The organism is Corynebacterium sp. EPI-003-04-2554_SCH2473622 (assembly GCF_001665955.1).
In the GTDB taxonomy this organism is placed as follows: Bacteria; Actinomycetota; Actinomycetes; order Mycobacteriales; family Mycobacteriaceae; genus Corynebacterium; species Corynebacterium pseudodiphtheriticum.
In genome coordinates this window covers 1-11647 of sequence record NZ_LZMN01000049.1, presented here as the reverse complement: position 1 = coordinate 11647, position 11647 = coordinate 1, and the positions used below count along the sequence as shown (strand labels likewise).

The window sequence follows — 11647 nt, the reverse complement described above, 5'->3', positions numbered from 1 at the left end:
CCGCAGCGGTCGAACGCCGGGAATTCGATACCTTAGAAGCACTCGCGTGGCAGCCGGATTTGGTAACCGGCGCGGTGCTGGCGGGAACCACGGGTAATCCTGAAACCGGGGACACCGCCGGAAGCATGGGTACGCCTGGCGGGGCTGATACTCCGCACAACGGGCAGGCTGGCAACGATGGCAACACTCCTGTGGACTGGAAAGTCTCCGTCGACGCTCTGGTGCGCACCGGGGACAACGCCTACCTGCCGGTGATGGTCAGCAACCACCGCGTGGCGCGAGAAAAAGCCGGTGGCGCAGTAGCTGTTCTTCCCACTCACCGCGCCGGGCTGGGCCAACCCATCACCGAGCAATTCGCCTTGCGTCAGCATTCCGTTGACGGTTACCGGTTGGGCCTGGCAGCACGAGCGCTCGACGAACTCGGGCTGGCTACCGGTCGTGGTGGTTTGATCGGGCAGGATCGTCGCCGGATTTTCCTGATGGATACCCAACGGTTCCAGCGCGGGTTATCGAATGCGCTTGCTGCTGTGCAGCCGGAGGCATTACCGCAGGCACCACGGCGCAGGAAAGAATGCGCGAGCTGTCGGTTCTGGGACTATTGCGAGCAAGAGTTACGCGACGCCGACGATATCAGTTTGTTTTTGTCTGGTGACCGCGCCGATCAATTGCGCGAACGCGGGATCACCACCGTGGAGGCGCTACGCCGGGCTGATTCCGCTATCGCCGGCGATTACCCACAATTGGCAGATGCGTGGCGCCGGGGAATCCCGTTTCTGGCGCGCCAGCAGGCAGAAGAGATGCGGATACCGCGTGCCGACGTCGAGCTGGACATCGACATGGAAGCCTACCTAGACCAAGGCGCGTACTTGTGGGGCGTGTGGGATGGCGCGGACTACCACCCGTTTGTCACGTGGGACGAGCTCGGTGGGGCTGCAGAGGCGAAGAATTTCGCGGACTTTTGGGATTACGTGTGCACGCGGCGTCGACAAGCAGAAGCAGCCGGCATGAGCTTTCGCGCCTATTGCTATTCCGCGCACGGGGAAAACCACTGGATGCGTAGGTCGGCGAAGCGTTTTGCGGGGCAACCGGGCGTGCCCACGAGCAAAGAGATTGATGCTTTTATTGGCTCTACGCAATGGGTGGATGTGTTCCGCTATGCCAAGCAGTTTTTGGCTGATACCGCGGGCATGGGGCTGAAACAGGTGGCAGCGACGGCGGGGTATACCTGGCCGGATGAGGATGTCGATGGTGAGCAATCGGTGAATGCACGGCGCAGAGCCGTCGGCACTGGGGCGGAAGCGCTGCGGTTACGTCAGCAGCTGTTGGGCTATAACCGGGGTGATTGTCAGGCCACCCGCGTGGTGCGGGATTGGTTGTGCGCGGGCGCGCCGGGTGTTCCACGAATGCGCGGGGCGGCTCGGGCGGGTGCTTAGCTAAGCGGCGTCGTCGTTGCTTTGCTCTTTGGCGTGTGCGAAAACCCCGAGCGCCAGCATTGCACTAGCTAACAGTGCAAGCGTGCCGACGAAGCCCCACCATGGTAGGGCAGTAAAAGTCAAGCCGGCCAGCGCGCCGACGACCGACGAGCCCAGGTAGTAGCACAGCACGTACATGCTGGATGCCTCGGCGCGGTTGTGCTCGGCGATGGCGCCCACCCAGCCAGAAGCGATGGAATGGGCAGCGAAGAAGGACGCGGTAAAAATCAGCAATCCGGTCAGGGTAAGCCACAGCCACGGGGTGGCGGTAAGTAGCAGCCCGATGATGAATGCGCTGGTAGAAACGACCAGCACTGTGCCGCGGGAGAATCTTTCCGCCAGCACACCTGCCCGGGCAGCGGAATAGGTGCCGCTGAGGTAGGCCAAAAATGCCAGTGCGACGATGCCTGGGGACAGCTCGAAATAGTCGATCAAGCGGAATGCCAGGAAGTTATACAAAGAAACGAACACGCCCATGGCGAGAAAAGCGATGAGAAACATGGCCGCCAGCGATGGCGTTTTCCAGTGTGTGACCATGGATTCGTATTCGGCGCGAAACCGCAGGGCCTTCGGCTGGAAGAACTGCTGGCGCGGCAGGGTGAGCGCCACGATGATGGCGAAGCCGAGAGCTAGGAGGGATGCACAGAAGATTGCTACGCGCCAGTCGGTGACTTCTAGCAGCATCGACGGGAGCAACCGGCCGGTGAGCCCACCGACGGAATTACCTGCGACGTAGACGCCCATGGCGCGGGCCAGGAAACGGTGGTCAAGCTCTTCAGCCAGCCAGGCCATGGCTACCGCGGGCGTGCCAGCGATGAAAGCACCGTGCAGCAACCGCAAGGCGATGAGCTGGTGGATGGTTTGGGCGAGCGGAAGCGTCAGGCCGATGAGCGAGGCCGCGATGGCGGAAATAATTAGCACTCGGTTGCGGCCAAAGCGTTCCGAGAGGATCGAGGCGGGAACCACGCAGATTGCCAACATTCCCGTGGCGACGGAGACTGTCAGCGCTGCGACGGTTGGTGTGGTGTCGAAGGCGTCGACAAGCGCAGGCAGCATAGCCTGGGTGACATACAGCCCGTTGAATACGGCCAGCCCCGCTGCCAGGACCGCGACGGTGGCTAACCGGTAGTTGCGTTCTCCCCGTTGTAGGCCGCATGCGGGTACTGTTTGTGCCATATATTACATGGTGCCACGTTTTTCACTGCGCGGTTGAAGAAGATTTTAGGACTGGCACTTCAGGGCACGAGACAATGGAAAACCTAGGCAAAAGCCGAAGAAAACCAGGCACCTCATTCCCAATAGTCCCTTTGCATACCCCGCATACAAAACCCAAATGCACCTATCCTCTTCATGAAATGCAAACTACAACTTCTCCTCACTTCCGTTATTCGCATCAAGTGCTTGGAACAGTTCTTGCCTTGTTGGGTTCTCAAGGTTCTTTATCAACCTTCCATCCGACAAGACAACGGCACGCTGTGCCTGTGCTGCCACATCTAAATCATGCGTCACCATGACCACAGCAGCGCCTTGTCGGCTGAGCTCTGCAAGTTCGTTCATGACTAAGCTCCCAGACCGAGAGTCCAACGCACCCGTCGGCTCATCGGCGAACAACACTCGAGGCTTCGTGGCTAAGGCTCTGATAATCGCCACTCGTTGGCGTTGGCCACCAGAAAGTTGGGCAGGATAATAGTTCTTCCGTTCGGCTAACCCAAACTTTTCAAAAAGGTTATTCAGTTCCTTTTTCGCAATCTTTTTAGATACGAATCGTAAGCCCAGCTGGACGTTTTCCAGGGATGTCATGGAATCTACCAAATTATAATCTTGAAAAACGAAGCTCGCGTTTTTACGACGAATATCGCTTCGCTGCTTTTTGGAGGCAGTCACCAAATCAACTCCACACAAAAAACTGTGCCCAGAGTCAGCTTGTACGAGTCCAGAAATGCAGTAAAGAAACGTTGATTTTCCCGATCCAGAAGGGCCAACGATTGAGATAAACTCGTTCTCAATCACAGAAAAGTTGATCCCCTTAATGACTTGTTCTTTTTCCTTTTTATTGATCAAAAATGATTTTTTTTAGTTCTTGTGTCTCGATAATATTAGTCATTTTATTTTCCTTAATGCGAGATTGCAGTAATATTGAGCTTTCTGGATTCCTTAAATGTTGGAATCACAATAGATACTGCAAGTAGCGAAAATCCGGCAATAAGCAGGAAATAGGTTTCGTTTCCAATCCATACCGGGCTTGCGTCCGGAACCGGACCTTGTCCAAATGCGACACCGATGGCTAAAGCATTAAATCCTAGAATAATCGAGGAAATTACAGCAGCCGATAAGAAATAAATTATGCATTCAAATACAGAAGACCACCGAATTGAAGCTGCAGTTGCGCCCAAGGTTTGCAGCAAGGCAACGTCATGTCGTCTCCACTCATTCGTGAGAGACACGGCAATCACACCAGAAAAAGCGGCGATAATGACGGGCGCACCAAAGATCAGGATGATTTGGCTTGTTGGACTGACCTGAAGGTCTGATTCGTTTGCACCCGAGACAAGCATAATGTTCTCAGTTTGGTTAATCATGCCGAAAATACAGCCGACCGACGCTGCTGCCACAACTAATGGGGTAACAACAGAGGTAGACAACGTAGCTCGTCGACGGGCCGATGTTCTGGCAAGTACCCAGCTGTCCAGCCAGTTCAGTGGCAATAGTCGACCTATCAAGGTAACAACTGGTTTCACCATCACTCGATCCGACAAGCCATAGGCGAGCAACAATCCAAGCCCTGCACCCCAATAAGAGGAGAGTAATCCGCCGAGACGCTCCATGTCATCAATTGGTGAAGTTGATGCAATACCTATATACCCAATAATGATTCCTGTTATGATGAGGCCTGAGATTATTAGTCTGACAATGCTTCGAGAAGGCGCTTGCTCAGGCATGTCCATCACGGCCTCTACAGGCTCCACCTTTTTCAGCTGGCGTGTTCCCAAAATCAATGCTAAGAACAACACAACAAAAGCTATCCCCGGCCCAAAAGTCCAAGCCCACGCAGTCAAAGGCTCTGATAGCGCAGGCAGTACTAGGAACCCTGTGTGGTCAATAATGCGCCCGAGAGCTGGCCACGATAAGAATGCTAGGGCACTTCCCATCAGAGATCCTGCTAAGGAACTAATAGTAGCTATCCCTATATATCTCGACCTCGCTTTCTGAGGAGAGGCACCGATGACCTGCCAAAGCGCTATGCGCCGAGAATCTCGTCGAATAGCTACTTTGACAACAGACGGAAGGCACATCAGCACTGCCAAACATGTTAGGGCTATTTGAAGACCTCCCATAGCCGCGAACTGTTCACCCGACTCCGCTTCAGAAGCCTGAGCGCCGACGATTATAATTCCAAGGGAAAGAGAAAGCATCCAAGAAGATACTAGAGTTAGTAACAGAACTGCTATAGAAACAGGTTTAAGGTCTCGAATTTCTTTATACATACGCTATCCTCAGTTATTCATAAAATTTCACTATCGCATATAATGTATAGATAATATAAATAAGAATAAATAGGACGCTAGCCAGGCGTACGCCTTTTAATGTTCCACTCATTCCTTCGGCTTTTTCTTTTATTCCCAGCATGCACAGTAACGTTTTGTAACCGTCTGAATTATAAAACGGAAGAAAATTAACACAGATTCCGAATGTATATAAGATAAACGCAACGGTACTCAGCTATAAGAATTCCAGTACGTTGAATAATGACGCCAAAACTAGGCAATAGTCCCAACTGCAGTAACCGTCAGAACCGAGGATGGCTCCACAAACAACAAAGTGTCAGTTGTTATTTTGATCTGTCAGCTGCACTGCTTCAACCTCCAGATTAAGTTCCTGAATTATTTTCTCCACCTCCTTCCTGAATTCGCCATTTACTTGTTCTTTGAAGCCTACATCATATTTAGACCCCATAGTTATTTAGACAACAAACCTGGTTCTTATTGAGACATCTACCCCGGATAGGGCTGGGATTGCCCAGGTCCTGTTCCGCCTGAGCTGAAGTGTCCTAGGTTTTGTGATGTTTGAGTAGATGGGAAAATCGGGAGAATGCCAAAGAAATTTGACCAGGATGCGAAGGACAGCGTGGTCCGTCTCGTGGAAGATCGTGGCACCGAAACTAGGTGTCTCGTGGCATACTGCCCGGCAATGGGCGCAGTCGGCTCGTCGCGAAGGGCGCGTTACTAATCCTTTGCCTGAAGATCTTGTTGCAGAGGTGACCAAGCTGTGTCGTGAAAACCACAAGCTACGCGACACCAATGAGTCGTTGAAGGCTGCCTCGGCTTTTTCGCCTCATGACTCGGCCCGAAACGTTAAGAAATGATCCGGTTCATCGATAAATATCGGGATCGTTTCACAATCGAGTTCATCTGTATGACGTTGTAGAATAACCGGGCTGGCGGGTTTATCACCTCGCGTGGTTACCGTCTATCTAAAGCTCGTGGCATGAGTGCCTGCAGACTTCGTGATGCTGCTTTGCTCGAACACCTTCACCACGTTCACGCTGATAACTATGGTGTTTATGGTGTGCGGAACATGCGGCATGCCCTTCAACGTGAAGGTATCGATATTGGTCGTGCGCAAACTTACCCGCCTGATGCGCTTGGCCGGTCTGTCAGGCAAAGGCTGGGGACCTGTCACCACCCGCACGCCCAAGGGGCCAGATCTGCGGCCTGGCCTCGTTAACCGTGAGTTCAAAGCACCGGGACTGGGAAAACTGTGGGTGGCTGACATTACCTACGTTCGTACGCGCAAAGGCTTCGTCTATACCGCTTTTGTCACCGATGTGTTCTCTCGGAGGATTGTTGGGTGGGCACCGTCTGATTCGATGCGGACTTCAAGCGCTGCCGTTCCAGGCGATTGTCAGTGCCAAGGAAACTTCCAGGGTTGGTTCACCATTGTGACCACGGCTCGCAGTATGTCAGCGTTGTCTACAATGAGCGACTTTCCCAGCACGGGATCACTGCTTCTGCCGGGACTGTTGGTGATTTATATTACAATGCTTTGGTTGAAAACGTTAACGGCCCCTCACAAGGGGTGAGCTGATCCATACTCGCAGGTGGGATGATGTTGTCGAGGTAGAAATCGCCACGTTTGAGTGGGTGTCATGATGGAACGAGACAAGATTGCATCAAAGCTTGGGATACCGCGCACCGGCCGAGTTTGAAACCGAATTTTGGAAGCAGAACTCGCCCCAAGCAATAATAGAAAATACGGCAAATGCCTAGGAACAAAACCCGGAGCACTTCAGGTGCTGGTTTTCCGACCTTAGCCTGGGAGTGGAATGAACATGCTGAAACCTCTGGAAAGCATCACAATTTTTTCGGTTCTCGTGGCCCTCGCGCTCTATGTATTTATGAGCATTATTGCTGCCTCGGGTGACGGTTTTCCGTTTCTTGTTGGCGCATTATTTCTTCTGTTCACCGCTATCGCGGTTGTGCTTATCGGGATAAGTATTTCGCTCTGGAGCCATAAGCGAGCGCGGTATCGTTCATCTGCGATAGGAAAAATCGGCGCGTGGATAATTACCACCGGAATTGTTATTGCAGTTGCTTCTGTTATTACTCAGCTGTTTCGCGCCGGTGGTTTTTGGGAACCGCTGTTTAGTGAGCTTTTATGGGTAATAACTGCAGCTACCGGACTATTGTGGCTGGGGTTTATTCTACTTATGGTTTCCGGGAGAACTCGCTAAGCCAGAATGGTTGCCCGCGAGATAAAACCACCGAAGATAAAAACCGCGATGAAAAAACGCCGTGCCCGGCACGTAAAATGCGCGGACACGGCGTTCCTGCAAGCCGCAGCGATGATGCGGCGGAAGGTTTACTTCTTCGCTGCTGCGAAACGCTCTGCAACGTCGTCCCAGTTGAAGACGTTCCAGACAGCCTTGACGTAATCAGGCTTGACGTTCTTGTATTGCAGGTAGAAAGCGTGCTCCCACATATCCAGCATTAGCAGTGGGGTGAAGTTCACGGAAGTGTTGCCCTGCTGGTCGGTCAGCTGCTCAACGAGCAGACGGCCAGCGATGTGGTCGTAACCCAGCACGGCCCAGCCGGAACCCTGCAGGCCGAGTGCTGCTGCGGAGAAGTGCGCCTTGAACTTCTCGAAGGAACCAAAGTCGCGGTCAATAGCCTCTGCCAGCTCACCGGTTGGCTCGCCGCCACCGTTAGGGCTCAGGTTCTTCCAGAAGATGGAGTGGTTGGTGTGGCCACCCAGGTTGAAAGCCAAGTTCTTCGACAGTGCACGGATGCGGTCTGGGTTGGCTTCGCCGTTGCGCTCTTCTTCCAGGGCGTCCAAAGCTGCGTTAGCACCCTGTACGTAAGTGTTGTGGTGCTTGGAGTGGTGCAGCTCCATGATTTCGCCGGAGATGTGTGGCTCCAAAGCGTTGTAGTCATATTCGAGTTCTGGGAGTTCGTAAACAGCCATTATCGCTAAATCCTTTCGTTGGGTACCCCGCCCATAATAGGCACGTATAAGAATTTCGCAACATTTTTATGACATAAAACTACTCACGCGACGCCAAGCATCAGGGGATTCTCTTATGAACAAATACACAGCTGCACGCGAGCGTCTTTCACAGCATTTATCGAGCTACGCGGGCGTAGAATGTCGGCATGTGGATGTTTGGAAATAACCCAGAACTCGTCGCCGAAGAAGACGCCCTGCATGGCGGAAAGCACCCGGTCCTAGAAAACCCACGCCCGCACGCCGTGTTGGGTACGCCCATTACCGGCATTTGGGAAGAAGGCCAGGCCAGCTTGATCGTGGGCTTGGGGTGTTTCTGGGGCGTGGAAAAGCTCTACTGGAACCTCGACGGCGTGGTGTCTACGTCGGTTGGTTATGCCGGTGGCGTGACGCCGAACCCGACGTACCGGGAGGTGTGCACGGGGCGCACCAATCACGTGGAAGTTGTGCGCGTGGTTTATGACCCGTCGCGGGTGTCCTTGGAGGATCTGGTGCGCGTTGGTCTAGAAGCACACGATCCAACTCAGGGTTATCGGCAGGGCAACGACGTGGGTACGCAGTACCGCTCGGCGTTTTATACCGAAGGCCCAAACGCGGCGGAAGAAAAACAGACCGTCGACAAGCTTGTCGACGCCTACGGTAAGAAATTGCAGGCCAACGGCTACGGTGAAGTCACCACGGAGATCGCTACGCTGGCCGAGACCCCGGCGGGCGAGTACTACTTGGCGGAGGACGAGCACCAGCAATACCTGGAGAAAAACCCACAAGGCTATTGCCCGCACCACGGCACGGGCATTGCCTGCAGCATCTAGAGTTGTTCGCGCACACTAGCGCAGGCGCAAATACTATGTTGACCGGCTGTCATATCGTCGCCCACCGTGGCTATTCCGGGAAGTACCCGGAAAATTCGCCCGAGGCGTTTCAACAAGCCTTGCAACTGCCTATCCATGGCCTGGAATGCGATATTCGCGCCAGCCGCGATGGGCAGGCGGTGGTGATCCATGATCCCAGCGTGGACCGCACCAGCACTGGCACGGGCATGGTCGCGCGCATGATGTGGCCCGAGCTGCAGCGGCTGAATATCGGTTCCGAGGATGCGCCACAACAACTCATGCTTGTCGACGATTTGCTGCGCATGCTCGGGAATAACTCGCACCACCTTTATATTGAGACCAAACCGCTGGTGCGGCAGGGGGCTGCGCTGGAAAAAGCTCTGGCGCGGGCGTTGCATCGTACCGGCATGGTTGCGGACCCTCGTGTGCACATCATTTCTTTTTCACATGCTTCGCTGCGCAGGCTCGCGAGTCTCGTGCCGCAGGTGGACCGGATTTATTTGCGCCGCGGTTGGGAACGGCGGTGGAACAGCCGCGATTTGATGCTCTCACGCCCGCATGCGCTGGGGCTTTCTCTGGACCACGGCAAAGCCAACCCGGCTGCGATTGGTGTGGGAGGCCGTCGGACGTACATGTGGACCGTCGATAAGCCAGAAGATATGCGCTGGGCGCGCGATCACGGGGTGAACCTCTTGGCGACGAATTGGCCGGAGCGTGCACTTAAAACGCTGCGGGAATGAGAAGGGGCTGTAAACATTCGTACGAAGACTCTGCTTGCCGAATAAGTGACTGTAAAGTACCGGGTAGCTCAACAAGCGATTGAACGTAACTGGGGGATGAAGCAATGAGTGATAAGCCAAGGAGCGTAGGAATTTCATCAGTAGGACCATTGCTTACGTTTACTGCGACGGATCTCGAACACGATCTGTTGGTGCGGTATGAGCAAGGGACAATTTGGCTAACGCAGGCGTTGATGGGGGAGCTGTTCGGTGTAGATAAGCGTACTGTTTCTGAGCATCTTCGGAATATTTTCGCATCAAGAGAACTGGATGGGGATTCAGTTGTCCGGAAAATCCGGACAACTGCCGATGACGGTAAGAATTATCAGGTCAAACACTATAATCTCGATGCGATAATTTCGGTTGGGTATCGGGTGAACTCCAAACGGGCGACTCAGTTTCGCATCTGGGCTACTAAAGTGCTTCGAGATTTCACGTTGCGCGGTTTCGTTGTCGATAAGCAGCGCATGGAACAAGGCGAGATTTTTGGGGACGACTATTTTGAGCAGTTACTCCAAGAAATTAGAGAAATCCGATTATCGGAGCGTCGCTTTTATCAAAAGGTGACAGACATATATGCAACGGCGACAGACTATGACAAGGATGCACCGGTTACAAAAACTTTCTTTGCTACGGTGCAGAACAAACTGCATTACGCGGTACATGGCCACACCGCTGCAGAGCTGATTCATGAACGTGCTTCGGCAGATAAAATGCATATGGGCTTGACAACCTGGAACAAAGCTCCAGATGGCAAGGTGCTGGCCGGGGACGTGACCGTCGGCAAGAACTATCTATCTAAAACAGAGATCAAAGATTTAGGGCGGCTTGTTGAAACGTTCTTGAACTTGGCTGAAAGTCGAGCTGAACGTCAGATTCCAACCACTATGGAACAGTGGGCGGGACTACTCGATCAAGTATTATCGATCGATGGTCGTGAGTTGCTTAAACATGCGGGCAAGATTTCTAAGAAGCTTGCTGATGAATTTGCGCTTGGAGAATTTTCCAAATTTCGGGTTGAGCAGGACAAGAGATTTAAGTCTGACTTCGATGCTTTCATAGAAGCAGGTGAAAATGCGGTTGAATCCATCAAGAACGATGACGATTAATAAGTTCACTTTGGGAACCGTCGGCATACGCTGCGGCGCTATGGAAAATGAGCAGGCAGCTATGTCGTAAACTGGCGCGCATGGCGAAGAAGAAAAAGAAGCAAGAAGACCTCCCCGAGGGAATGTCGCGTCGACAAGCAAAACTTGCAGCCCGGGCTGCGGAACGTGCCAAGCTGGAAAAAGATCCACGCCCTTTCGCTGGGTTCGCGTGCGAAGCCGAACTAATTGCACTGCAAGAATTTGTGCCCTCCGGTTACGCGAAAGTGGATATCGCAGGCATCGATCGCACCGTGTGGCTGTGTAGTGTTTTGCCGGGAGCATCCGCAGCGATGATCCGCGATGAGCAATACGGCGGAGATGCCTTCGTCGCACTGCAGGTGCAAGCCCACGGCGTGAACCCGCACCATGACCTGGCCTACGCCCTGAACTGGGTGAAAGAGCACTCGGCTGGCGAATCGCTGGTGTCCACGGCAGCCGACGGCAACCAGCCGGAACTCACGGAACTGCTGCCGCACGACACCACGCTGGATATCCAGCTCGAGCAAGACTTTTCCTGGTGGATGCCAGAAGGCGCGCCCATGCCGGAGCAGGTTGCGCAGTCGATGCAGATGGCCAACGATTCCGTCATTGAAACCCACGCGATCGATGCCGACGCGCCGGGTGCTTTGTGGTGGTCGGATACCGGCAGCGGTAAGGCGCACATCCGCTGGGTACGCCCGGTGGACAACGAAAACGATTTCCTTAACGCCTTGGCACGCGTGGCCGCTCGCGGTAGGAATCCGCGGCTGGCTCCGGGGTGACATCAAAAACTGGGGCAATCACACCATGAGTACGGAACACACCGGCAAACTTGGTGTCTTCACCCACGTGCAAGTCACCGCGAGCGGCCACGCGTGCCAAGGCGTTAAGGAAATCGTTTTCGTTGTCCACCGGGCGTACCCAGCGGATGTGCG

At 53.8% G+C, this 11647-nt stretch carries 13 protein-coding genes and 1 pseudogene; 9 read left to right on the top strand and 5 right to left on the bottom strand.

Annotation, left to right across the window (positions count from 1 at the left end; genetic code table 11):
- Positions 1-1433 (top strand): TM0106 family RecB-like putative nuclease (locus tag A5774_RS05560; protein ID WP_064833762.1); only part of this gene is annotated, 1433 nt, incomplete at its 5' end.
- Here A5774_RS05560 and A5774_RS05555 read toward each other — a convergent pair.
- From A5774_RS05555 to A5774_RS05545, 3 genes are all read right to left on the bottom strand, one after another.
- A complete protein-coding gene (locus A5774_RS05555) occupies positions 1434-2648 on the bottom strand; it encodes an MFS transporter (protein ID WP_064833760.1) in 1215 nt (404 codons plus the stop codon).
- Positions 2649-2834: 186 nt separating this feature from the next.
- Complete coding sequence (locus A5774_RS05550; RefSeq protein ID WP_064833758.1) at positions 2835-3533, bottom strand: ABC transporter ATP-binding protein; 699 nt, start codon at positions 3531-3533, stop codon at positions 2835-2837.
- A 53-nt stretch (positions 3534-3586) separates the two neighbouring features.
- Positions 3587-4807 carry an FtsX-like permease family protein gene (locus A5774_RS05545; RefSeq protein ID WP_369815531.1) on the bottom strand — a complete coding sequence of 407 codons (1221 nt, stop codon included), beginning with the start codon at positions 4805-4807 and terminating at the stop codon, positions 3587-3589.
- Between the two features lie 776 nt (positions 4808-5583).
- Here A5774_RS05545 and A5774_RS11680 point away from each other — a divergent pair.
- From A5774_RS11680 to A5774_RS05530, 4 genes are all read left to right on the top strand, one after another.
- Complete coding sequence (locus tag A5774_RS11680) at positions 5584-5835, top strand: hypothetical protein (protein WP_231892359.1); 252 nt, start codon at positions 5584-5586, stop codon at positions 5833-5835.
- A gap of 122 nt (positions 5836-5957) precedes the next feature.
- Positions 5958-6197 carry an IS3 family transposase gene (locus tag A5774_RS11950; RefSeq protein WP_369815529.1) on the top strand — a complete coding sequence of 80 codons (240 nt, stop codon included), beginning with the start codon at positions 5958-5960 and terminating at the stop codon, positions 6195-6197.
- On the top strand, positions 6109-6552 hold the full coding sequence (locus tag A5774_RS11250) for a DDE-type integrase/transposase/recombinase (protein WP_369815530.1): 444 nt from the start codon (positions 6109-6111) through the stop codon (positions 6550-6552). Before A5774_RS11950 ends, A5774_RS11250 begins: the two co-directional genes overlap by 89 nt.
- A gap of 243 nt (positions 6553-6795) precedes the next feature.
- On the top strand, positions 6796-7203 hold the full coding sequence (locus tag A5774_RS05530) for a hypothetical protein (RefSeq protein WP_064833754.1): 408 nt from the start codon (positions 6796-6798) through the stop codon (positions 7201-7203).
- A 128-nt stretch (positions 7204-7331) separates the two neighbouring features.
- Here the strand turns inward: A5774_RS05530 and A5774_RS05525 are convergent, their stop codons facing one another.
- A complete protein-coding gene (locus tag A5774_RS05525; protein WP_018121637.1) occupies positions 7332-7934 on the bottom strand; it encodes a superoxide dismutase in 603 nt (200 codons plus the stop codon).
- 188 nt (positions 7935-8122) lie between these two features.
- Here A5774_RS05525 and msrA point away from each other — a divergent pair, with 188 nt between their 5' ends.
- From msrA to A5774_RS05505, 4 genes and pseudogenes are all read left to right on the top strand, one after another.
- A complete protein-coding gene (gene msrA, locus A5774_RS05520; protein ID WP_049149040.1) occupies positions 8123-8785 on the top strand; it encodes a peptide-methionine (S)-S-oxide reductase MsrA in 663 nt (220 codons plus the stop codon).
- Between the two features lie 35 nt (positions 8786-8820).
- A complete protein-coding gene (locus tag A5774_RS05515; RefSeq protein WP_064833752.1) occupies positions 8821-9546 on the top strand; it encodes a glycerophosphodiester phosphodiesterase family protein in 726 nt (241 codons plus the stop codon).
- Positions 9547-9650: 104 nt separating this feature from the next.
- Complete coding sequence (locus A5774_RS05510) at positions 9651-10694, top strand: virulence RhuM family protein (RefSeq protein WP_027017412.1); 1044 nt, start codon at positions 9651-9653, stop codon at positions 10692-10694.
- Positions 10695-10774: 80 nt separating this feature from the next.
- Positions 10775-11467: pseudogene (locus tag A5774_RS05505) on the top strand (DUF5926 family protein); the annotation flags it as partial.
- Here A5774_RS05505 and A5774_RS05500 read toward each other — a convergent pair.
- The coding region (locus tag A5774_RS05500; RefSeq protein ID WP_231892358.1) for a DUF5926 family protein at positions 11436-11647 on the bottom strand (212 nt) is incomplete at its 5' end. The pseudogene A5774_RS05505 and the gene A5774_RS05500 sit on opposite strands and share 32 nt — an antisense overlap.